Source organism: Paenibacillus larvae subsp. larvae (assembly GCF_002003265.1).
Taxonomy (GTDB): domain Bacteria; phylum Bacillota; class Bacilli; order Paenibacillales; family NBRC-103111; genus Paenibacillus_H; species Paenibacillus_H larvae.
In genome coordinates this window covers 596,480-619,688 of sequence record NZ_CP019687.1, presented here as the reverse complement: position 1 = coordinate 619,688, position 23,209 = coordinate 596,480, and the positions used below count along the sequence as shown (strand labels likewise).

General features: G+C 39.3%; 28 protein-coding genes and 2 pseudogenes. 5 read left to right on the top strand and 25 right to left on the bottom strand.

Features of this window, described 5'->3' with window-relative positions; translation table 11 throughout:
• Positions 1–4: 4 nt before the first annotated feature.
• The 7 genes from topA to BXP28_RS03450 form a co-directional block, all read right to left on the bottom strand.
• A complete protein-coding gene (gene topA / locus BXP28_RS03480; RefSeq protein ID WP_023484649.1) occupies positions 5–2,095 on the bottom strand; it encodes a type I DNA topoisomerase in 2,091 nt (696 codons plus the stop codon).
• Positions 2,096–2,242: 147 nt separating this feature from the next.
• Positions 2,243–2,416, bottom strand: coding sequence for a DprA-like winged helix domain-containing protein (locus tag BXP28_RS23815; protein ID WP_235430644.1), 174 nt, complete (start codon positions 2,414–2,416; stop codon positions 2,243–2,245).
• 63 nt (positions 2,417–2,479) lie between these two features.
• Positions 2,480–3,274, bottom strand: coding sequence for a DNA-processing protein DprA (gene dprA / locus BXP28_RS03475; RefSeq protein WP_257125664.1), 795 nt, complete (start codon positions 3,272–3,274; stop codon positions 2,480–2,482).
• Positions 3,275–3,454: 180 nt separating this feature from the next.
• A complete protein-coding gene (sucD, locus tag BXP28_RS03470; protein WP_023484651.1) occupies positions 3,455–4,390 on the bottom strand; it encodes a succinate--CoA ligase subunit alpha in 936 nt (311 codons plus the stop codon).
• A gap of 56 nt (positions 4,391–4,446) precedes the next feature.
• On the bottom strand, positions 4,447–5,607 hold the full coding sequence (sucC, locus tag BXP28_RS03465) for an ADP-forming succinate--CoA ligase subunit beta (protein WP_023484652.1): 1,161 nt from the start codon (positions 5,605–5,607) through the stop codon (positions 4,447–4,449).
• 386 nt (positions 5,608–5,993) lie between these two features.
• Positions 5,994–6,254, bottom strand: coding sequence for a hypothetical protein (locus BXP28_RS03455; protein WP_024094298.1), 261 nt, complete (start codon positions 6,252–6,254; stop codon positions 5,994–5,996).
• Between the two features lie 31 nt (positions 6,255–6,285).
• Positions 6,286–6,681 carry a hypothetical protein gene (locus BXP28_RS03450; RefSeq protein WP_024094299.1) on the bottom strand — a complete coding sequence of 132 codons (396 nt, stop codon included), beginning with the start codon at positions 6,679–6,681 and terminating at the stop codon, positions 6,286–6,288.
• 133 nt (positions 6,682–6,814) lie between these two features.
• On the opposite strand from BXP28_RS03450, the pseudogene BXP28_RS03445 reads away from it, so the two are divergent.
• Positions 6,815–7,861: pseudogene (locus tag BXP28_RS03445) on the top strand (YifB family Mg chelatase-like AAA ATPase); the annotation flags it as partial.
• A 124-nt stretch (positions 7,862–7,985) separates the two neighbouring features.
• Positions 7,986–8,321: a helix-turn-helix domain-containing protein gene (locus tag BXP28_RS03440; protein ID WP_036653988.1), complete on the top strand. Its 336-nt coding sequence runs from the start codon at positions 7,986–7,988 to the stop codon at positions 8,319–8,321.
• A gap of 39 nt (positions 8,322–8,360) precedes the next feature.
• Here the strand turns inward: BXP28_RS03440 and BXP28_RS03435 are convergent, their stop codons facing one another.
• From BXP28_RS03435 to BXP28_RS03420, 5 genes are all read right to left on the bottom strand, one after another.
• Positions 8,361–8,648, bottom strand: coding sequence for a hypothetical protein (locus tag BXP28_RS03435; protein ID WP_152532805.1), 288 nt, complete (start codon positions 8,646–8,648; stop codon positions 8,361–8,363).
• Between the two features lie 235 nt (positions 8,649–8,883).
• Entirely contained in the window at positions 8,884–9,240 is a 357-nt protein-coding gene (locus tag BXP28_RS03430) for a LytTR family transcriptional regulator DNA-binding domain-containing protein (RefSeq protein ID WP_036653981.1), read from the bottom strand.
• A gap of 6 nt (positions 9,241–9,246) precedes the next feature.
• Positions 9,247–9,375, bottom strand: a complete 129-nt coding sequence (locus BXP28_RS23810; RefSeq protein WP_257125663.1) for a hypothetical protein — start codon at positions 9,373–9,375, stop codon at positions 9,247–9,249.
• Positions 9,372–9,887: an accessory gene regulator B family protein gene (locus BXP28_RS03425; protein WP_036653979.1), complete on the bottom strand. Its 516-nt coding sequence runs from the start codon at positions 9,885–9,887 to the stop codon at positions 9,372–9,374. The genes BXP28_RS23810 and BXP28_RS03425 overlap by 4 nt, the downstream gene beginning before the upstream one ends.
• Positions 9,880–10,548, bottom strand: a complete 669-nt coding sequence (locus BXP28_RS03420; RefSeq protein WP_036653977.1) for a hypothetical protein — start codon at positions 10,546–10,548, stop codon at positions 9,880–9,882. Before BXP28_RS03420 ends, BXP28_RS03425 begins: the two co-directional genes overlap by 8 nt.
• Before the next feature lie 223 nt (positions 10,549–10,771).
• On the opposite strand from BXP28_RS03420, the gene BXP28_RS03415 reads away from it, so the two are divergent.
• Entirely contained in the window at positions 10,772–11,323 is a 552-nt protein-coding gene (locus tag BXP28_RS03415; RefSeq protein WP_036653975.1) for a DUF4352 domain-containing protein, read from the top strand.
• 210 nt (positions 11,324–11,533) lie between these two features.
• On the opposite strand, the gene BXP28_RS23805 is transcribed toward BXP28_RS03415, so the two are convergent.
• Positions 11,534–11,593, bottom strand: a complete 60-nt coding sequence (locus BXP28_RS23805) for a putative holin-like toxin (RefSeq protein ID WP_230460812.1) — start codon at positions 11,591–11,593, stop codon at positions 11,534–11,536.
• Between the two features lie 199 nt (positions 11,594–11,792).
• Entirely contained in the window at positions 11,793–12,020 is a 228-nt protein-coding gene (locus BXP28_RS03405) for a helix-turn-helix domain-containing protein (protein WP_036653973.1), read from the bottom strand.
• Between the two features lie 468 nt (positions 12,021–12,488).
• Between BXP28_RS03405 and BXP28_RS03400 the strand changes: the two genes are divergently transcribed.
• A complete protein-coding gene (locus BXP28_RS03400; RefSeq protein WP_036653970.1) occupies positions 12,489–12,674 on the top strand; it encodes a hypothetical protein in 186 nt (61 codons plus the stop codon).
• An 85-nt stretch (positions 12,675–12,759) separates the two neighbouring features.
• Positions 12,760–13,023 (top strand): hypothetical protein, encoded by a 264-nt coding sequence (locus BXP28_RS03395; RefSeq protein WP_036653966.1) that lies wholly within the window; start codon positions 12,760–12,762, stop codon positions 13,021–13,023.
• A gap of 311 nt (positions 13,024–13,334) precedes the next feature.
• Here BXP28_RS03395 and BXP28_RS03390 read toward each other — a convergent pair whose 3' ends face one another.
• From BXP28_RS03390 to BXP28_RS03340, 11 genes and pseudogenes are all read right to left on the bottom strand, one after another.
• A complete protein-coding gene (locus BXP28_RS03390) occupies positions 13,335–16,262 on the bottom strand; it encodes a scabin-related ADP-ribosyltransferase (RefSeq protein WP_023484754.1) in 2,928 nt (975 codons plus the stop codon).
• Positions 16,263–17,114: 852 nt separating this feature from the next.
• Positions 17,115–17,558 carry a hypothetical protein gene (locus BXP28_RS03385; protein ID WP_036658895.1) on the bottom strand — a complete coding sequence of 148 codons (444 nt, stop codon included), beginning with the start codon at positions 17,556–17,558 and terminating at the stop codon, positions 17,115–17,117.
• Positions 17,542–17,895 (bottom strand): hypothetical protein, encoded by a 354-nt coding sequence (locus tag BXP28_RS03380; RefSeq protein ID WP_036658891.1) that lies wholly within the window; start codon positions 17,893–17,895, stop codon positions 17,542–17,544. Before BXP28_RS03380 ends, BXP28_RS03385 begins: the two co-directional genes overlap by 17 nt.
• Positions 17,896–17,914: 19 nt before the next feature.
• Complete coding sequence (locus BXP28_RS03375) at positions 17,915–18,883, bottom strand: hypothetical protein (RefSeq protein WP_077584890.1); 969 nt, start codon at positions 18,881–18,883, stop codon at positions 17,915–17,917.
• A 186-nt stretch (positions 18,884–19,069) separates the two neighbouring features.
• Positions 19,070–19,324 (bottom strand): hypothetical protein, encoded by a 255-nt coding sequence (locus BXP28_RS03370; RefSeq protein ID WP_051428122.1) that lies wholly within the window; start codon positions 19,322–19,324, stop codon positions 19,070–19,072.
• 461 nt (positions 19,325–19,785) lie between these two features.
• Positions 19,786–20,283 (bottom strand): annotated as a pseudogene (locus BXP28_RS03360) (peptidoglycan recognition protein family protein); the annotation flags it as partial.
• Positions 20,283–20,522, bottom strand: a complete 240-nt coding sequence (locus BXP28_RS03355; protein ID WP_024094415.1) for a BhlA/UviB family holin-like peptide — start codon at positions 20,520–20,522, stop codon at positions 20,283–20,285. The gene BXP28_RS03355 and the pseudogene BXP28_RS03360, both read right to left, overlap by 1 nt.
• Entirely contained in the window at positions 20,503–20,664 is a 162-nt protein-coding gene (locus tag BXP28_RS23160) for a hypothetical protein (protein ID WP_167552488.1), read from the bottom strand. Before BXP28_RS23160 ends, BXP28_RS03355 begins: the two co-directional genes overlap by 20 nt.
• Positions 20,661–21,002 (bottom strand): YomQ N-terminal domain-containing protein, encoded by a 342-nt coding sequence (locus tag BXP28_RS03350; RefSeq protein WP_036656307.1) that lies wholly within the window; start codon positions 21,000–21,002, stop codon positions 20,661–20,663. Before BXP28_RS03350 ends, BXP28_RS23160 begins: the two co-directional genes overlap by 4 nt.
• 9 nt (positions 21,003–21,011) lie before the next feature.
• On the bottom strand, positions 21,012–22,085 hold the full coding sequence (locus BXP28_RS03345; RefSeq protein WP_051428011.1) for a hypothetical protein: 1,074 nt from the start codon (positions 22,083–22,085) through the stop codon (positions 21,012–21,014).
• Positions 22,086–22,090: 5 nt separating this feature from the next.
• Positions 22,091–23,209 carry a siphovirus ReqiPepy6 Gp37-like family protein gene (locus tag BXP28_RS03340; RefSeq protein ID WP_023484575.1) on the bottom strand — a complete coding sequence of 373 codons (1,119 nt, stop codon included), beginning with the start codon at positions 23,207–23,209 and terminating at the stop codon, positions 22,091–22,093.

The following is a 23,209-nucleotide window of genomic DNA, read 5'->3' as shown; positions in this document are numbered from 1 at the left end:
ACCTCTACTCATTTGCTTCTTCCTCGGCTTCCTCTTTATGTCCGCATTCTGTACACTGCAGAGTAATACCGTTTTTCGATTTCTTTTCCACCATCAGGGAATTGCACACCGGACATGGTTTGACGGAAGGTTTATCCCAGGAAACAAAATCACATTCAGGATAACGGTCACACCCATAGAATATACGTCCTTTTTTACTCCTCCGCTCTACGATCTTCCCCTGCTTGCAGTTCGGGCAAGTTACTCCGGTATCTTTTACTATCGGTTTCGTATTTCGGCATTCCGGAAATCCTGAGCAAGCCAGAAACTTGCCGAATCTGCCCATTTTATATACCAGCGGACGCCCGCATTTTTCACATATTTCATCTGAAACTTCATCTTGAATCTCAATTTCCTTCATTTCTTCTTCGGCTACTTCCAGCCTTTTCTCGAATGTGCCATAAAAGGATTCAAGCACTTTTACCCAGTCTTCCTCACCCTCTTCAACATGGTCGAGGTCTTCTTCCATGTGGGCGGTAAATTCGACATCCAAAATTTCAGGAAAAAACTCTTCCATCTGCTGTATGATCAATTCACCCAGCTCTGTAGGAACAAACTTTTTTTCTTCGATAGCCACGTATCCCCGCTTCTGTATTGTCTCCAGAGTCGGTGCATATGTGCTTGGCCTTCCTATGCCGAGTTCCTCCAGTGTACGTACCAGTCTGGCCTCTGTGTAACGTGGCGGCGGCTGGGTAAAATGCTGTTTCGGTTCAATCTCTCTCTTATTGACTTTGTCTCCCTCTTCCAGTGCCGGAAGCAGTTTGTCTTCTTCCGTAGTTTCATCGTCGTTTCCTTCTATATACACTTTCATAAAGCCCGGGAATTTGACTTTTGAACCAACAGCGCGGAAAATCACCTTTCCCGCATGCAGATCCACCGTCATAGTATCTAACACAGCCGAAGCCATCTGGCTCGCAACGAAACGTTCCCAAATCAGTTTATACAGGCGGTATTGATCCCTGCTTAAATACGGTTTAATTTGATCCGGTTCCCGTAGTACCGAAGAAGGGCGTATACCTTCATGGGCATCTTGGGTATTCGAGTTCTTCTTCGTATAAACCCGGGGCGTCTCCGGTACATAATCTTCCCCGTATTTCCCTATAATGAATTCCTTGGCCTCTTCCTGTGCCAAGGGTGAAATCCTGGTGGAATCGGTACGCATATAGGTAATTAATCCAACAGTGCCTTCCTTGCCCAAATCAATCCCCTCATAAAGCTGCTGCGCTACCGACATCGTTTTGGCCGCCCGGAAGTTAAGCTTACGTGCTGCTTCCTGCTGTAATGAACTGGTAATAAAAGGAGGCGACGGGTTCCGAAAACGGTCTTTTTTCTTGACATCTCTGACAATAAAAGCGTTCTCTCCAATTTGGTCTAAAATAGCCTTAACATCCTTTTCAGAGTGAAGCTCTTTCTTTTCCCCATTTACACTGTGAAACTTGGCCTCGAATATATTCTTATCCGTTCCGAGCTTAGCGGTGATAGACCAGTATTCTTCCGGGATAAAAGCTTTAATCTCGTTCTCCCTGTCAATCACCAGCTTAACCGCAACAGATTGTACTCGTCCTGCAGATAATCCCTTTTTTACTTTTTTCCATAGCAAAGGACTGATTTTATACCCGACTAGGCGGTCGAGAATCCGTCTTGCCTGTTGGGCATTCACCAGATCCTGATTAATCTTGCGGGGTGTTTTGAATGCATCCTTTACCGACTGTTTTGTAATTTCATTAAAAACGACCCGACAGCTTTCCTTCTCACCAAGGTCCAAATAATGCGCCAGATGCCAGGCAATGGCTTCCCCTTCGCGATCCGGGTCCGCTGCCAGATACACTTTTTTTACTTTTTTGCTGGCGTCCTTCAATTCTTTAAGAACAGAACCTTTTCCACGGATGGTGATATATTTGGGTTCAAAATTATGTTCTACGTCTACTCCGATCTGGCTCTTCGGCAAATCGCGAATATGGCCCATTGAGGCTTTAACGATGTATTTACTTCCTAAATATTTGCCAATCGTTTTGGCTTTTGCCGGTGACTCCACAATCACTAAATTATCCGCCATAGATCGTATTTCCTCCCCTCACGGCCATCTTTGCACTTACATATATTAGAATTTTGCATAATTCGATTGAAACGTAAAATTGTAATTAAAACAATCATCAAAAGCCTTTTCAGGGATTTATGCAAATTGCCGGTAAGAAATTGCCCCTTACATTCGTACATATACTGAACCTGGTAATTGGGCAATCTTATTTTTCATTAGCAAGGATAACAGAACTGAATACAAATGTCCAAATTTAAATTCACTTTGTTCGCTTAACCAGTCAATCGACTTTGGTTCATCTGATAGTAATCCGTAGATAAGTTCTTCGTCAGCATTCAATTTTCTTTCTGCTTGGGAAGGCTTGCCCTTCTCCGAAAAAGCTGTAAAGAGATCACGCCTGTGCTAATATTCTTCCAGGATATCTTCGGTGCATGTGAACATCTTGCAGCCCTCCTTGATTAAATTAAGTGTTCCCTTACTTTTGGCTGAATATATGGGTCCTGGAACGGCAAAGACGTCCCTGCCCTGTTCCAAAGCCCGGTCAACTGTGATCAGAGATCCGCTTTGTTCAGCAGCCTCTACTACTACAATGCCTAAACTGATTCCAGAGATAATTCTATTGCGCAAAGGAAAACATCCCGGATGAATAGGAGTCCCGACGGGTACCTCTGATAGAATCAGGCCGCTTTCTGCAATCTGCCTGTATAACTGGCCGTTTTCCGGAGGATAAATCTTATCTGCGGGCCCGCCCAAAACAGCAACGGTTTTCCCTTTTACCTGAAGTGCTCCCCTATGAGCACTGCTGTCAATTCCCCGGGCCATTCCGCTAACAATTCCTATTCCCCGTTGCACGAGTGATGCGGCCAATTGCTCCGTAACCTTTTTGCCATACGGAGTTGGCTTTCTTGTTCCGACAATTCCTATCATAGGAAGCCCTAAAATAGAAAGATCCCCGATTGCATACAGTACCCAAGGGGGCTGATATATCTGTTTCAACATGTTGGGATAATCAGGATCCGCTACGGTCAGGATCTGGATATCCTGTTTTTCATAGAACGCCAAGCGCTTATCTATTATTCCCTTATTTTGTATTGCTAAAAAGGAGGAAGCCTGTTTTTCTGTTAATCCTAATTGAATTAACTCCTTTTGTGTGCAGGTTTGTAAAACGGTTAAATCATCCAGTTTTTGATGCAGCATAGCTATTGTTTCATCCCGATTCCCGGCGTTTCATTCAAAGCAATTAACATCAAACGCTTATCGATTTTGTTTCGCATCCCTTCTTATATATATGTCCTATATAAAAAAAACCTTTCATTGTCCCGAAGGATAATGAAAGGTTGCTTACCTTATCAAGAGAAAACGGCAGGGCCAACATATTTACTTTTTAACGGTTACAGACGCATCAAGCAGGCCTTTTTCCTCAAGTACACGAACCAAAGTGGATCCCATTTCCGATGGAGTCGGGGCTACGCGGATGCCGCAGGCTTCCATAGTTGCAATTTTCTCTGCAGCTGTTCCTTTTCCTCCCGAAATGATGGCTCCTGCGTGGCCCATCCGTTTTCCCGGAGGAGCGGTTTGCCCGCCAATAAAACCGACAACCGGTTTTTTCATATTAGCCTTAATCCACTCTGCGGCTTCCTCTTCAGCTGTTCCACCAATTTCACCAATCATAATAACAGCATAAGTATCAGGGTCCTCATTAAATAAAGTTAGAATATCTATAAATTCAGAACCTTTTACCGGGTCACCGCCTATACCGACAGCTGTGGATTGCCCGATTCCACGGGTTGTAAGCTGATGCACAGCCTCATAAGTCAATGTTCCCGAACGGGATACAACTCCTACATGTCCCGGCGCATGAATATATCCCGGCATAATACCGATTTTACATTCTCCCGGAGTAATTACTCCCGGACAGTTAGGTCCGATCAGGCGTGTCTTTTTGCCTTCCATAAACCGTTTTACTTTAATCATATCCAGAACCGGAATTCCTTCGGTAATACAGATAACAAGATCCAGATCCGCGTCAACCGCTTCCATAATAGAGTCTGCGGCAAAAGCAGGAGGAACATATATTACGGATACAGTTGCACCCGTAGCTTCTTTTGCTTCCTGGACCGTATTATATACAGGCAATGTTTTTACATTACCATCTTCTAAAGTGAAGTTAACCTTGGTCCCGCCTTTGCCGGGGGTGACTCCGCAGACCATTTGAGTCCCGTAATCAAGTCCGCCTTTAGTATGGAACATCCCGGTTTTCCCTGTCATATTCTGGGTCATCACTTTTGTATCATTATGAATTAAAATACTCATGATTTATTTCACATCCCCTATAGATTTTACATGATCAGCCTTAACTAACCCGTTCATTACTGTACAAGGGAAACAATTTTTTGTGCCCCGTCCGCCATGGAATCAGCTGCCACAATGTTCAGCCCGGATTCATTTAGAATCTGTTGGCCAAGCTCCACATTGGTCCCTTCCAGACGCACTACCAGAGGACGGTCTAATCCCAGTTCTTTAACTGCCGCTACAACACCCTTGGCAATTACATCACAGCGCATAATTCCGCCAAATATATTAATGAATACACCTTTAACCTTCTCATCAGACAAAATGATTTTGAATGCTTCTGTTACCTTCTCTTTAGTTGCTCCGCCGCCTACATCAAGGAAGTTGGCCGGATCTCCACCATAATGTTTGATGATATCCATAGTAGACATAGCAAGCCCGGCACCGTTCACCATACAACCGATGTTCCCGTCAAGGGCTATATAGCTAAGGTCGAATTTGGAAGCTTGAATTTCCTTCTCATCTTCCTCATCCAGATCACGAAGTTCAAGTATATCTTTATGTTGGTAAAGCGCATTAGAATCAAAATTCAGCTTAGCATCCAATGCCATCACGTTACCGTCGCCTGTTACTACAAGCGGGTTGATTTCAGCAATGGAGCAGTCTTTGTCCACAAAAGCATCATAAAGTGCCATCATAAATTTAACCGCTTTATTGACAAGCTCGTCCGGAATATGAACGGCATATGCAAGTTTGCGTGCTTGGAAAGGCTGTAAACCTATAGCCGGGTCCACAACCTCCTTAAAGATTTTTTCAGGGGTTTTAGCCGCTACTTCTTCAATTTCGGTTCCGCCTTCTTCGGAAGCCATCATCACGATCCGACCGGTACCACGGTCAACCACAACTCCGACATAATATTCTTTTTTAATGTCGCAGCCCTGCTCGATCAGCAGTCTCTTTACTTCTTTACCTTCCGGACCCGTTTGGTGAGTAACCAGGACCTTGCCCAGGAGCTCACCCGCATATGTACGAACCTCATCCAGGTTTTTCGCTATTTTTACGCCCCCGGCCTTACCGCGTCCTCCAGCATGAATTTGTGCTTTAATTACAACGACCGGAGTGCCTAAAGCTTTCGCCGCTTCTACCGCTTCTTCCGGGGAAAACGCAACTTTACCCTGCGGAACGCTGACTCCATATTGCCTAAGGACTTCTTTGCCTTGATACTCATGGATATTCATTTGCAAAATCCTCCTATAAGTAGTGTGTCTGAACAAGTGTACGAAACGGCTAATGGTTTTTTTTCGCACAACCGAATCAATTTCAGATTTCCATCCGAACGGGTACAAGATATAGATAAATCTGAACCATTTAACTATATCTCTTTATTAAAACGCTCACCAGTTGTTTGATGAAATTGATTCAACCCATAAAATATTCGATGAAGAGGAAGAAAATCCCTTCCGCCCAAGCGCAAAATTTTTCAATCTTTTCCCATTGTAACACGTTCATTCGACACTTTCCTCTTTTTTTGCAAAATTCCCCGTTTTTTCTAATTGCTTCGGAAATAAAAAAGGCATGAAAAAAGCGCCGTTTCCGAAAAGGAAACATGCGCTTTTGTCCTGTCCTAAATGTAGGTTGGATTTGTTATTGTGACAGTACGCGGCTGTCTCTCTGCCTGTTTCACAAACCTTTGTTCATTTCCCGTAAATTGGCAAACCTGACACTGAATCATTGGCTCTTCTTCGGGTATTTGTTCAGGGTCATGGAATTCTCTGATTTCCCCGGAAACTGCATCTTTTAAAAATTTTTGCAAATAACTGGTTATCACGTTAAATTTCACACGATTAGACCGGCAGTTCGGACAAAAATACGGTTGATTCAGCATAGTGTCTTCCATCCTTTCGTTATCTTATGACCTATACACCTGCAATTGCTGTACGGATACTGATGTACACAAAAATACCAAAAAGGCTAAAAATGATACCCAAAATGCCAAACAGTTTTTTGCGGTCTTTTTCAAACATATTGTAAAGTCCCATACCCAATGCCGCAATCTGTCCGATAAAGATAAACAAAAGAGCGCGCAATAGGGTGGTCTCTCCCTTAATTACAGCCAGTACCTCATTCATATCCTGATCTGTAAGCACATAACCGGCTTGATTCAATCGTTCCTTAAGTCCAGGAACGGCCTCAACTCCAGCAGACACCAGTCCCATAAAGACGGCAAATACCGCAATACCCAGCACGAAAGTGAGGATAAAAGAAGAAATCCCCCATGTTGAGTGTTTTTTTCTTTCTGCTGCTTCTGTCATTATAACCTCCTAAGCTCTTCAGCTCCCCCTATCCCTTCCGTACACTATTTACATTGCTCGATTTTATGCCTAAATATACGAATACAAGAAAAGAAGAGCTGTTTTAATTGATACTTTCTTTATGATATAATGAATACTAAGAAAAATAAACAGCGCCTGCTTATTTGGCATTGAAGGTAAAATGATTGAAGTTGAAGTGGATCTTTCCAACGGCCTGCCTATGATGCAGTTGGTCGGATTACCCGATTCATCCATAAGGGAATCTGCAGACCGGGTAAGAGCCGCTTTAAAAAACTGTTCTTTTACCTTTCCTTTAGAACGAATTACTATCAATTTAGCGCCTGCTGATTTAAGAAAAGAAGGTTCTGCCTTTGACCTGGCCATAGCAGCGGGAATTTTACTGACAAGCGGTCAAATCAAGCTAGAGAAGGCCGGACAAAGCTTATTCCTTGGCGAACTTGCACTTGACGGCACATTAAGGCCGGTACCGGGTGTCCTATCCATGACTTATGCCGCAAAGGAAAAAGGCTTCACGCGGATCATTCTCCCCGAGCAAAATGCCGAAGAAGCTTCTTTAATTGATGGAATGGAAATTTTGCCTTTAAAAACACTTAAACAACTTGGGGATTTATCCCGAATATCCGTGGTGAAAGGCCTTTCCCTGCCCACTCCGAACCATAGGCAGGTAATGCATGAGGATTATATAGATGTCCGTGGACAGCATCATGTAAAACGTGCTCTTATGATAGCGGCTGCCGGGATGCACAACATTCTATTGATAGGTCCTCCAGGTACGGGGAAAAGTATGCTTGCCCGCAGACTGCCCTCCATCCTGCCGGGTATGTCGAATGAGGAAGCGATTGAGGTGACAAAAATCTACAGTGCTTCGGGAAAATTGTCGGACCGGAAGCTGTTTATCCGGTCAAGGCCTTTCCGTTCTCCTCACCATACCATATCCCCGGCCGGTTTAATTGGAGGAGGAATTATTCCAAAACCGGGAGAAGTCAGTCTTTCACACAGGGGAGTTTTATATCTTGATGAATTGCCCGAGTTCTCGAGGCAGGTTTTAGAGGTTCTGAGACAACCTCTAGAAGACCAGAAAGTAACTATTGGACGCGTGCGGGGCTCTTGTACTTTTCCCTCCCAGTTTATTTTGGCCGCTTCCATGAATCCCTGTCCGTGAAAATAACAACCTTGATACAATCATAGAAAGGGAATTTAGCTTTGAAGGCAACTACAATAGATATTTACTTCTTGATAAAACAACCGGACAGAGACTAAGACGTTGCAGACATTTAAAAAAGATGACTATCGAGGAATTGTCAAACTCAATTGGTATTTCTTCAACTACAATTCTTATGTTAGAAAAACACAATAATAAAGCTTCCCTTAGAACATTAAAGCTTTTGTCATCTGTACTTGAAGTGCCCATTTCCTATCTTGGCATGTTTGAGAAAATGCCAGACTCTACATTCGGGGACAAGGTGCGCAAAGCAAGATACTATCATGGACTAACTAAAGAGGAATTAGCAGCACAAATTAAAGTGGATAAAAAGACAATTCAAAATTGGGAAAGTAATAAATGTGTGCCACGGGACATGAAGAAGTTAAATCAAATCATTAAGATTCTGCATATGTAACAAAACCAACCCAGTATAAAGACGGGTTGGTTTTATATATTATAAAATCATTAAAATGTCATCCACTGCTGCTCTGTAAGCAAATTCAATCAATTCAGATTTAGAGTGAAATAGGTCCTCAAGATATAAATAATTTTTTACTTCATTTTCAGGAATATATTTCATAAGCTCCTTAAAGCTTTTCTCGAATTTCAGAACTGAAACGCTATTCTGTTCATATTCTTCATTCAACTGATAAATACGCGTTTGAATTGACGGTTCTAAAAATTTCTTCACACTATTTGGACAACTCTCCTTTTTGACCTCTTTTTCCCACCTCTTGCTCATATAATTTGCCACCGCCTTTGTTGTATTTATTTAGGAACATGAATTTTATTAAGTGCATTATTCTTTACCACCTCATTTACTCTCGTGAAATTAATAACTTACAAAATAACTATAACTCATCCTAAATTTGTATTTTGTCGAAACATGACGAAAGAAGCCTATAAATTGAGACTAGCCTCGATTTTTCTTGACAAATTAAGTTTTTTATGTATTTTAAAACCCTGATTAGAAAGCATCAGGGTTTTATCAAATGGGCAACTTTATTTCGTTTATTCCTAGATATATTAGCCGTAACCCCATTGTCAAAATAGGCAGTCAAGGAAAATGATGTTTCCTCAACAAATCTTATTCTACTTATGTTGACAAGATTTCCAGAATCTAATTGTACTAAATTTTCCCCAAAAGCTTTTTTGCAGACTTCCAAAGTTAGAAAAACTGTAAATACTCCTTTGGAAGTATGGAACCGCGGTACCCGGTAATTCTTTTTTGGAGTAAATAAATCTACAAAGAACACATCTTCTATGCTGAAAAACCCAGTATCTGCGGTAATGTTATCGCCGACAACTCTTACTCCTAGTATTTTTGTATGCACACTACATCACTGCTTCGGTCGTTTTAATTCTTTTGGCAATGGTTGAGAACCTAAGAATACTTTTTCTTTTTGTGCATTTTTTTTAGCCCGCTTTTCTAAATGGTGGGCTAAGAATGCTGATAATTTTTTCTTCATCTTGATTCACCCCCTTTCAATGGAAGTATCAGAAGGCCTTGAGTAATAAATATGAGAGAAAGGATAGTAGAGTTAATGAAAAAATTTGATGAAACTATTAACACAGAAATGATTTTGGATTTTCGTTTCCAGGCTAAGTCTTTAGACATCCCTCCATATGAGTTAGGCGAAAAGAATAAAAATAGCAATGTTGATAGAGTATTTAATAACAAAGAAATTTCAGCATCTAATTGAATGAATGGCACAGTACAGAACAACGTGACAGAAACAATTGTGCAGGTTGTTAAATTCAAGTGTAAGCCACCGGAGAATCTTCTGATTAAAGCAAAACTAAACATTGCCAATAGGGATTTAAAAAACTCTCCACTTAGCCAACCTATTAAGCACGTAAACGCTATTATTCCGTAATGATTTAAAACACGACCAATTTCATAGGCCATAACATCTATGTTTCCACCTGGATATCCATCTTTTATTTTTCTCGCCAATCGCTTTGATATGACCTCAATCATAACTTACATCCTTACGGTATGAAAAATAATAAGATGATACAAAGCTTATTAGAGCAGATGTTATTAAAATAATGGTATAAAAATGATAGACCATCATTAAAGCTACGGACAAAACGACTAAAGCTATTAATGCTGTGAAGAACAATGGTCTATTTGTTCCTTTTATGTATTCTTCTTTGATACTAAATTCATGAGGCGGTTCGATAATGAATGAAAATCCTTGATTGAATAATTTTAATAAGCACGCTATCAGCAGAGCTGCGATAATTGATATTGCTTGGATAGTCTGGATTCCAATCTCTTGATTTTGTAAAGCAACGGCATCTGTAGCATTACCCGTAGCAATAAAAATGTACAGTATCAAAAGCTGAAGAATTATATAACCGGTCATGCCCGTGCTTACTATGAGAGATGAATAAAAAAATCTTATCTTCAAACCGTATCTTAGAAAAAGAATAAATGCTATAACTTGAATGGGGAAATCCAATAATGGTACCCCCCAAACCACTCTTATCAAATAAGATATCAAAGCTATAACTAACGCCGTCATAAATATTTTTTTCATATATAGTTTAAAAGGAATCCTGTATAGTTTTAGCATAAAAGCCATAACCGCCAGTACATCAACGATTCCTAGACCAATATATATTGTAGCAGCCAAACCCACACCATCCTAACATGTAACCGTTTTATTTATAATTATACCCGTAAGTCTCTGTATCGTAAATCGCTTTTTATTTTTAGGCTAGGTTCTATATTGACTCAGTTTCGCGGGAAAGCTAAATATGCTCCCATCTTTTTAAATTTGTATTGCTTGTTCCATATTTAGGATGTAAACTGTTTCATGTGGGTTAAATACATAACTTTAGTAGTTGAAAAGAGGCATGAAGATTTTTAAAAAATGGTGGTTTTGGTTGATTGTTGTTGTAGTGATAGTTGCAATAGCGGGGGCTAATGGAAAGAAAGATAATCAAGCTTCAGTTTCGTCATCGCAAGAACAAAGCGCAGAGAAGAAAGAACAAACAGCTAAAATTGGAGAATCAACTACTGTCGGCAAATTTGAAGTGACTGTAAATGGCATAAAAGAGAATAAGACTATTGGCGAAAATGAATTCTTGCAAAAGAAAACTGAAAACCAATTCTTAATTGTAGATGTATCGGTTAAGAATTTAGACAAAGATTCCCGTACAATTGATACCTCCATGTTCAAAATCATTGATGACAAGGGATCTGAATATAGTCCTTTGAGCGACGGAGATCTATACGTTAATTCATCGGAAAATAAAATGTTCCTATCTAAGATTAACCCTAATATCGCCAAAAAGGGTAATGTCGTTTTTGAAATGCCTGAGGGTATAGCTGGATTGAAATTACAAGTAGGGAGCGGTATTGGGTTTAAAGCCGGTGAATCTGCAACTATAGATCTTGGTAAATAGACGTGAATAGCCCTTCGGGGCTTTTTATTTTGCACAAAACACATAAACTTGTTAAATAAAATAAACATGTGTTAAAATAATGGTATCAAGCATATACTAAAAATGACCGCAGACGCTGGAACGTCCACGGTCGGCAATAGCCGCGCTACTAGGCGGTCGGCTTAAAGGAATTACGAATAGATCGCACTTAACCTTTGGACGGTGGGCGATCTATTTCATTTTCTGGATAAACGTTAGAAGCGCTAAAATAAACATTCCAAATAAGAACATTAATTGAAGAGCCTGAAACGTCTCCATAGCATCACCTCCTTTCCGAGGTGATGCCGACCGCCCACGTAAGCCACTATTGCTTGTACCATTGTACCACATATTACCTTTTATTAAAATTGTCCGCAGCCCTCAGGGGCTTTTTATTTTGCACAAAAATAACCTGCCTCTCTAGGAAGGCGGGTTTTCTGGGGTCACTTCATTATGCCTCTGTGGCCTTTTCATCGTCCTCCACATATTCAAATAGTTCTGAAACAGATTTAAGCCCCAGAGCTTTATATATCTTATTTAGGTTATCTGGTGACCAGTGTTTAGATTTATTCTCTGACATGTCATTTATGGTATTCCAACGAATGCCCGTCATCTTGCTAAGTTGCCGCGTATTTAATCGTTTCTCATCCATTATTTGGTTAATTTTTAGCAATAGCATACTTCTCACCTCACATTCAGTATATCTTTTCCAATCTAGAGATTCAACGGATATAGTAAAATAATTCAACGTTTTTCGTTGACTATTCAACGATATTCGTTTATAATAAGATATATAAGGAGGTGATAAACAAGTGCGAAAAAAGAGAAAGAAGAGCAGGGAAATTGATAGAGAATTAATCTTACTGCTGACGGCCATCATCGTACTGATTAATTCAATCATAACCCTCATCACTACATTGACCCGTCGTTAGCGGGTCTCCCCCTCAGGGGGATGAGATGAAATACAAGGGTCTGCTCTTCTTTCTCAATATTATATCAAAGGGGATGTATACATGAAACCATCAAAAACTATTATCGCCGCGCTTTTTATCAGCATCCTTGCGTTGGCGATTAGCCTTACAACATTAGTTATTACTTTCAGATAAATGGAATAAATAAGCCGGTTGTAAATGGAGGGAATAAGGGAATGGGAGATTACCTGGGATCGGTACGTAACTACTACGACCATCTGACCGAATTTAATGGTCCGCCCGAGAGAATGTTTGTGATGATTCTAAAAATTCTTTTGTGGTCGAGAAAATCAGATAAAGTGATCATCCAACGTATAAAAAACCTGGTCAAAGCATATGACCAAGTTAAGGAATTGAAATAAACGGAACCTTGATTTTTATAGAAAGGGTTATCCTATAAAGTATCGAATTATATTAGCAAAAGAAAGACTTAAGGAGGACATGGGGATGTTAGAGGTAGAATATTCGAAAATTTTAAAAGATATAATAATGGAAGTACGTGAACAGGAACCTACTGGGAAAATTGAGGCGGAAATATGGTTTGATGGGAGGTATGAACTTGCACTACATCTTGATGCAGCTAATAAAGTTGTAGATAAAGATACCAGCCTAAGTAAATTTCCCGAAAATGTAGATATTCCGTTATCGGTTTTAGAGGATATAGTGAATCTACTACCATTTGAAGTTAAATGGGTTAAGCAGGAGCTATAAGATAGAAAACCCACAAACTTATGCGGCATAATTCAAAAGAGCCTTGAGGTGCTTCCTCAAAGGCTCTTTCTGTGGTGGAGGTTTTGCATATACCACCCATATTATACCATTTTTAGCGAGGTGTCTACCCGGTTGCAAAATCACGGGTTTTTGGGTGAGATGGTTGAAAAGAGTTTTTGTCAAGACCTATGTAACGTTTTTATTGACAATCTTGCCTACAACCAATTGAAAAAGTATTACCGGGCTAACATAGAAGAGATCAATGGAAAAAAATAACCTGCCACATAGACAGGTTATTTTAATTTCCCATTTTACTTTGTGTCCGTAAATTTTTTAAATTGTTCTAGCTTAAAACCATCCAAAGAATCTTCAACACTATTACCATATGATGTTAAATTAAATATAAGACCTGTAGAAGATAGAATGTTAAAATCTATAACAACTTCATCATTATTTCGACCAGTGCATAGATCGGTTACATCTTTACCTTCATTATCATTTACATCAAGACACATACCACCTGAAACATTTCTTAATTTGACACGATATTTTCCTTCTTCGACCTTTATTTCCTTAGATTTAAGGGAAGAATCTTTTTTAAGAATTAACGATCCATTACTTATCGTAGAAATCCCATCATTGTCAAAAATACTACTATCCCAATTTTCAAAATTATCATCCACTAGTACTTTTGAAAAACAATGAGGTAAGAAATTCCACAATTGATTTTCAGAATCGTCATCGTGATAATCAACGTGAAGAAAACCACCAGAGTTTCGTAATAATTGTTCAGGATGATTTAAATTCCTAATTAGAAAACCTTCCCCTTTAATACCATATTCTATAATCCAATATGCATTTAAATCATCAGCACTCCTTTTTAGTTCATCTTTCTCTATAACAGGAGAGCCAGATCCTGTAGTGCTTAAGCGTTGATTAGAATCACGATGGGAACGAATTTCGTATGCCTTTTTATCAGAATTCCAAACAAACTCCCAACAATTATTATTATCATAATTTACTAAATGAGCTGCATCCTTGTCATGATCTATTACTTCCTCATAATCGACTTTACTTGAAACATTGTACATCCCATCCTTTATAATGGGTCGATCTGTTCGTTGTAAAATCAATTTAGTACCCTGATAAGCTACACTTGCTTGTCCTATTTTTCCAAAATCTAGAACAGCACTTGGATCTTTATAATTTCTTAATTTGTATAAACCATCTGACGTTTTTTCAATATACCAATATTGATCACTAAATCCCTGATCTTCACATCCTATGATTTCGTTAGAATTATTACTATCCCAGCTAAAAGCTACATGGGGATTACTCACACTCGTTATTTTATATGCTTGTTTATCGGGACTAAATGTAAATTTCCACCTTTGATTCTCTCCATGATTATATTCATTTGATTTGACTTCATTACTAGAAGTTAACTCTGGCAAATAAATATCATTTTGGCCATCTTTAATCTCGTACTCACCATCATCAATTGTTTGATTCATAACAGGGGTTATTGCCCATCTTTGATCCTTTTCTTTAGTATCAGGCCTTCCCTCCAATAGGTTATGATTTTCGGCACTGCCTGCTTCTAATCCTATAACCAGAGATGGATCATCTGCATTTCTAAGTTTAAAATACCCGTCAGAAGTCCTTTCTACATACCAAAATTGATTATAAGTTGAAAATTCATCAACAGTAATTTCTTTTCTGTTCATAGTCAAGAATAGTTCTGGATTTTTAGCATTTTTTATTACATAAGCTTCTTTACTACTATCATAAACAAAGTTCCACTTTTCATCATCTGTTCTTATATTTTCAATTAGTTTAACATCATTGTCATCTGAAGAAACCCCTGCTACAATGTTGAGATCTAAACTAGTTTTTATTTGGTATTCTCCGTCTTTTATTGTTTGATTCATAACAGGGGTTATTGCCCATTTTTGAGCTCCTGATCCATTGTCCAAATATCCTTGTATCCGTGTTCCATTACTAGTGTTGCTTTGATCCAAATCTAGAACTATTTTGGAATTAGCATAACTCACAACCTTGTAACACCCATCATTTGTAGATTCTATCCTCCAATACTGGCCATCCTCTCCATTATCTTTCCAACCCCTAATAACTGCTGCTTCGGCTGCTAAAGACAATACTAGATCTTGTTTTTGACGACTTTTTATTTTATAAGCTTGTTTAGAATTATCATAAATAAAGATCCATTTTTGATTATCATAACGTTGATTTAATGATGATACAAGGTGTGGCGATCCAACTTCACTTGAATCCAGGTTGAGAGTTGCTGCCATGTCTTGAGTTAAACTAGTCTTAATTTGGTACTCCCCATCTGCAATTCTGTTGTTAATAATGGGGAGTTCCTCCTCATCCGGTACATCACCATTAGGTCCAAACATATCTTCGTCTGAATTGGTGCTGCTATAAACATTAGGATCTTTATGATTACCATCTGGATGGTCTGGGTGCCACATTACTTGTTCTGTACTAGATGAAGCTGATATTCCTTCTAAGTTTCCTGGGTCTTGAAAGTTTGGGTTTATCCAAATTCTTTGAATTCGACCATTCTGCAGTTCTCGAACAGATCGAATAAATTCGGGACGAATTCCTCCTGGAAAAGCTACTTCTAGCTGATTTGGCCACGGAGATTGTTCTCCAAAAGACCTGTTCACATCTACACCTCCCGGCGCAAAAATCTCATACTGGTATACAATTCCATTATCCCTTGTTCTTGGGCTCCAAGGCTGATACCTTTTACCGTTTTTATATTTCGTTTTTGTGGTCGAAACAAATATAGATTTTGTATTTGATTTTACATACCTAAACAAGTTTGTTTCTTCCAGACTAGGATCTGCATTTATAACTTGTGGAACAAACCCATTTATAAGAATTTCATTAGGGGGACGCCTATCCCATCTTAATAATCTCTGCCGTTCAGGTATCTTCGTTTTGCCATCTTCATCTGTTATCTCGTTATTTCTCCAACTAAAACCAATGTCAAATAGTTCAGCTGGCAAGCTTCTATGTAAATACATGGCTAAGATTTCAAAAGATAATTCACTTATCCATCGGATAGTAGCAGCTTGAGCGCCATTTGGGTTATTTGGAGGTTGCGCATGAGTTGTTCCTTGAATAGGAAGAATACTTCCTCCTAGTAATACAGTAATCATCAGAACTAGTAACGTTTTTTTTACCATGATATTCATTTTTTGCAGCATTTTTATCACCTTTCAGTTACATAGAAATCCTTCAGTTTTGACTCTACTTTAACAACTGAGAATAAATATCAATTGTTAGCTTCATCTATTCCTTTCAAAAAATTTATGTAATAACGTAAACATTCAAAATAAATTAGTCTTAATTTTTATAATTTCAGATATCTATCTCCTTTTAATTTTTAGTAAAACTACCCCTAATTACATTTTCTGTCAAATATAAAGAAATGTTTACGTTAGAACCACTCCTTTATGGAAAATAGTGTAATTGTTTTTATAAACACAAATTAAATAATATCATAAATAAAAAATATTTTGAAAAAAATAATTTATCGGGGTGAAAATATATTTAGTTCCTATGGGTTTTATGGCACTTTCCTCAATTCGGACTCAAATTCAGTAAAATATATATTAGTAAATTAATGGAGGTGAATTATTCCACTAACAAATGGAAATATATATGCTTTTTATAATAAACTGTTCGTTAGAAAATCGATGTTTCAAAAATCAAAAAAAGAGTAAACCTAAAACAGGCCCATTATCTCGTTAAAATCTCCCGACTTTTTGAATAAGACTTCTATTCTTCGATGCTTCTTTCATCTCTATCCCGTCACCTATAAGCACCTCATTATGCTTTTGCAACCATTCTCCAATTAAGAACTAATTTTTGCAACCAGACCGTTTGTGTTAAGGAAAACAAAAACTGGTCGTATGGCCGCTGATTAATGGGTTTAAAGAAACAAAAAAAAGAGTCTTGAGGTGCTTACTCAAAGGCTCTTTCTGTAATGGTGCTTCCACACATCCATATTGTACCAGTTGTTGGGCGAGGTGTCTACAAAGTCACAATATTTATTATCAAATTAAACCAATTGCCTTTGCTATACCAACACCAGCTGACGATATTTGGGCACTTTGGGATAAGAGTGTAAATATGTCTTTTGCCGTTTCCCACTTTTTCTTTTTTATGTTTTCCTTTAATTTATCGGCTATTTCTTGATCCTTAGGTTCTCCATTAGCTCTTAAAAATTCATGTAGTTGGTCAAACAATTTATTTAGTTCTTCTTCCGAAGTTCCTTGAATAGTTTGATTAATACTGCTATTATCCCCAAAATTTACGTTTTCAGCTTTTACTCCACCATTGACGTAAAATCTTCTCTTATCTATATTCACAACAACAGCTCCTTGAGAGTAGTTTATATCATATCCCTCTTTTTGTAAGTCACCTAATTTCTTCACTTCTTCTATTGGGACTATAGGAAATTTACTGCTATTAATTGCTGGTTCATTTTTTTTTAGCATCTTGGAGATAATCATCTGTGAAATTAAATACTAGAAAACAATGATCTAAATCTGGAATGATTTCCTGACCACAAGCATGGCATTCAGGTAAATCATCTTCATCTAATTCTTCTTCAAGCTTAGAGTGATGAGCTTTATGATTATTAGGGCATAAATAAATCCGAGAAACTTCTAGTTCAAAACCACGCTTTGACATTAAAGAGCGTAAAACATAATCATAGGTGGCTTCATAGTTGATAGCTGCTAAGACATTCTCTACGGTAAAGTCAATGAGTGGAGGTGTTAGTTTAGCCCAGTTTTCAAGAATTTCATTTATCTTAAATATTGGCTTGGACATTAAATACACCTCCATCTTATTAAACTGAAACCATCGAGTTGTCAAGCTTATCAATATAAGATACTTGGATAATTGTTTCAACTACATGATCAATAGCACTTTGAGTTACTAAAGATGAACCAAGAAATTTCAAACCGCCTGATTTCATGTTTATTTCAAACGAAAAAGGAAGACTTAATTTAGTCCTTGGATCTATATAGTCTGGCAAATAACATACAACATCAAGATGATCATCGGTAGGAACTACTCCACCGAGAGCAGTCATTATCTTTTGCATATTTGTATCTGTTGCTAAATCTATAGTTGAATTTAAACTAGTAAATTTAATAGATCCTACACTACTTGGCGTGCTAATATGTGTAGCTGAATAAGTTGCTTTTAATTTTGTTTTTACATTCTCAGCATCAGTTGGACTTAATTTTGTTAGTCTCATACTTTCGACTTTTGAAGACTCATAACCTAGAAGTGGAAGAATGAATTTTTGATATTTATTGACATAAGTGATAGGGCATCTATATTCTATAACTTGATTTGAAAAATGAATGATTATAGATGAAAAGTAAGCATAATCATTTTGACCCTTGTTATTCCAGCCTGTACTATAGGTATTCGTTCTTCGTTCTACAGTACGAAGAAAAACAGACTGCCCATCTAATGTTATACCACAAATCTGTATATTGTCATCATATCTTATTACCCATTTTTTCTCATTTAGAGCATCATTTATAATCAAGTTTTTTTCAATTAGATTCTCTATGAATCTGTTCTCGTCCTTTACAGGAAATTCATTGATTGGTTTATCGATAATTAAACCACCAATTTTCCCTGAAAAAGAAAATTGATCGTTTAGATACTCTAATTCAGATGAGAAGTCAGCTTTAATCAATAAATCAATAATTTCTTCGACTTGCTTTCCTCTTAGATTCTTAATTTCTTTCTGCTTTGCAAACCGTCTTATTATCTTTTCCGGTATATCTTGATATTTCATTATACATGGCCTCCAAGATTATTGTTGCAGGCCTTAGTCTTTATAATATACAATGTAACTAAGGGATATGACTGGGCCTGGAATGGTTCGGTCTTTTTTTCTATATTATAACAATATCTTCTGACTTTCCACCCTTTTTTACCAATCACCTATTTATTATAGTGCATTTGAACTAGGCGTTCCCACCTAATCCTTTTTTCCATCCCTTCCCATGGTGCTTTTCCCCGTGCTATATAACCCGCATGAAGTAAGACCGCAAATAATCCCATACATAATGCCTGTTTTAATGTCCCATACTGCCATATATGCAATACCTGCTGCGATACCTAGGATAACGGACAGAACCGGAGCCAGACGAACCGGAAGTCCCATACCTTTCGCCATTTCAACAAGACCGACTATGACCGCAACAATGACAACATCTGTAATTTCTATATTCATAGCGCCCTCCCCCTATTCCAAAAGTTTATAAGTCCTTTCAAATACATCTGGCTTGCATGGGTAATACTCTCCCTTAACGCCCCGTATGATGTAATCGCCGGGACAAACAACAAGCCAACTTTCTAATGTTTTACAATGCCCATGTAAAGATGTCTGATTTCCACATACTCTACAAATATTTTTACCGTCAAGTTCGTCAAGTCCACGTATTTGGGCATCAGGCACATCTCCCGCCTTCCACCACCGACCTGCCGATACTACAACTGGCTTTTTACGATACTTTTTCACAGGCACCCACTCGCCAAAATGTGGTTATTCAACCATGCCAGCTCATCAACGGTAAGACAACGATTTTCAATCTTGACCATCCAGCTCCAATCTGTAAATTTCCCTGCATTCCAGGCTAACCCCATGTTGTCATAGAGCTGTTTCCATTGCCAATCTTCCAGTTGTAAGGTTCTATTCATGTCGTCTTCCTCTCCTTCGTATGCTTGTTTAATTCGCTCTATAAAGCTTGGTATTCTTCCCTCATCTAACATTCTGTGCGGGCAGTATTTACCACTCCAGTGCTGGTGCGGAACCACATTTCCAATAGGAATACAAAACTGTTTCATAAGCTGGGCAATGATAATAGCCGCATGGTCTTCTGCTTTGTAATAGCGGTTGCCGCCGGACTTAGAGTAACAAATCTCTACGCCGATGGACTGACGGTTTCCTGTTCCGTTCCCGTCTCCGCAATGCCAGGCATTTCGATCAAAAGGAATGCCCTGAACAGCTTCCATATCGTCCACAGCAACGTGGAACGAAACCTCGTTATTGTTCCCGATCATATAGCGAATCTCATTTTCTGCTGGGGCATCATTATAGGTATTGTGAAACGTAATATATTTCGGTGCCATTTTATTCGGACATTTGATGCCATATTTGCTAGGTCCTACTAGCATCTGTCTGATTTCCATCATTGGGCTTCTCCTTCCCCAGGTTTTCCTTTTAGAATCCCTTTAATCTCGGCAATATCACTTGAAAGAAGGCTAAAAGACTTGGCTTGCTCCCGAATGACTTCCTGGTTCTCACTAATGGTCTTCTGATATTCCTTCTCCCGCACTTCATTTTTCTTCATTGTAGTAAAAAGCAGCCAGATAAACAGCGCACCAAATATCCCGGTATTTAGCGCTGTATTAAAAATTTGGTCTTCCATCCTCTCTCACCTCCACTTGACATATCGTTTTACGCTCTTTTTCCGTGATATACCCTTTTTCCACAGCTCGCTCCAACTGCCTTGGGGTTACGGTTTGGTTACACCAGCAATAATAAAAGTGGGGATACAGTTCACTTTTCATTCCTCATTCGCCTCCTCTTGGTCAACAAGCACATAATTTAGTGCTTTTTGCAAAGCTTTGATCTGTTTCTCTATGACCTTCATCGGATCAGGTGGGTCAGGACGATTTTTGATCTGATCAATTTCCTCAGCAGAAAGTCCCTCTTTCCAGACTTTTCCCTTAAAATCCCAAATAGGCGTATAAATCGGCATGGGTAAAGGATCAAATACGACAGTATCATCTATGGGCACCTCTTGATCCAAAAGATTAAAATAGTTCCCGTCTTTCTCTATGAGTGCCAGTGCCTCTACATATTTACCTGCTTTGTCTACTCGACTGGCTTGTATGATCTTATCCATCTCAAACACCTACCTTTGTCCGTAAAATGTGGAGGGGAAAATGGTAAACGAGACAAAACCGGGTAGCCCATAACTTTCTACCAATACCTCTCCACTGGGATACACACCCAGAAATTGAATAGATCTGGAGTAGTCTGCAAAGTTGATCATCAGACAACCAACGCGGATTACACCACTTGGGCGAAACCCAGCCGGGAGGTTGAACAGGGGTGTGCCAAACTCAGTTTTAGTCCCTGAGCAAGTGCCATAAAGGTGGACATAGCCAAATTGGTCCTTGTAATAACAAACCCCTTTAACTTCGCCTGCTTGTACGTACCAACCATTCAAAAACGTAGGTGTGTACTGCCCCGCGGGTTCGCCTTTCAGGGCGTATGCTCGAAGATCATTTATACTTGGAGCTCCAACATGTTTGGCCATAAGTATCACATCCCCGGTCTTACCGTTGACGGATGTTACGCCAAATTTACCGCCCCCCTTGTCCTTCATTTCTTCCAGCCAGTCTTTCCATTCTTTTTCAAAATCCGCGGTTCGAGAGTCAAACCAATGTTTAAATTGATTAAAAATAGTGGTAGTATCGGCCTGTATAAGGGAGTTAACAATGCCGCATACAGTTTTGTTTAGCCTCTCATCTGTTATTTGGTAAGCTTCGATATAAGATTTACCTTTTACTATTTTCACTTGCGCCAGGCTGATTTCAAACACGTTGTCGTTACGTGTTAATGCAGGAGGGCTGGGACTAGTCGAGGGTGTCCCTTCTTTAACAAAAGCCTTTAAATACCGATGTTCTAGTCGTTTATCCAAACGCACAACTACCCGATCAATACGATCCAGCGTAGCATGTGGATAAGGGTGCTGTAGGTTTAGCTTCGTATCCTTTACGGCATATAGATATCCTTGCAACCAGGCATAACCTGGCTGAATATAGGTTTCCATGTTTTTACCTGTGCTTTCTACCTTAAGATTTGTGCCGCCGTTAAACACGCCGTCACTTAGGACTTGTCGAAAATACTCGGCAAATTCATCTGCCGAGTAGAGTCGCTCGTCCGTATCCGTCGAATCAAAAAATCTGTAGGTTTCTGCCAACCTCATCAACTCCTTAGTTTTCGTCCTATTACATCCGCTAGTGTCGGAATACTGTTACCAAAAGTAACATCTATGCGAACTTGGGAGGGTTCATATACTTCCGCTACTTCTGTAATTCTTGTGTTCATCGTCAACCCCCACTGACGGTTTAGCACAGTCACGACATCCCCTAAATCGTAATCCTTACGGTAGGTGAGATTGGATTGGGTTAGAATCTTGGCTTCGAGAGACTCTACCCGTTTTACTTCCGCCAATTTTTCACGTCCTCTATCCGTCAGCATTGTCTTTATCTGCTCTTCTGAGAGAGGTTCTGAGCCCTCTTCTTGAGTCCCAACGTCCCTGGCATCGACAAACATTTCATATCTATTTAGACCTGTTGATGTACCTACCGTAACGATTTTCCGATCTTCTCCCTCGCCTTGTCCACCGACCACAGCTATGTTTTTATACCCTATCGCACTATTGGTATAGCTTTGGCTCTCAATGTTGTCATACGCCGTGCTAAAGATAGCAGGAGGGCGGACATCCTGGTCAGCCGTTAGGTTTCGTCCGGTTAACATATCAAATACATATCGCTGGCTTTCAATATCTAACGATACCTCCCAGCCCATTTGGGACATCAGGCTAAGTTTCTCTACTTCTTCGCCTAGCGGCTTGTATCGCGTTTGAAACTGGATTTTCTCCCCGCGTCCCTGATCAGGCGCACAAATTAGTCCTGGTACGGTACGTTCTTGGTCAACCGGATTTACGCAATTATGTTTAATGATTTGTTTAATTACAGTTTCAATAGGTGCATTAAAATAGTCATGGGATTTTCCTTCGGGAGGATACGTAATGCGTCGACCAATTAGACTAGCCAGCAGGTTCCCCTTAATGATGAGTTCCTCCGCCCCGTCTTCATTTAGCGTAATTTCCCTATGCTTGATAATAGCAGCTTCCTCCGGGCGACTAGCTTTAAATAGGATCACGTCTTCCTGGAGTTGATCCGCATTTTGCATGAAAGGATTAATGCGCAGTTCGACTTCACCGGGTTTATGCCAACGGCGAATCCATTTCAGGGATGTATACGAGTCCACCTCTCCCAAAAGATTAAAATCCGTGTCTATGAGTCTGATAGGCTCCAT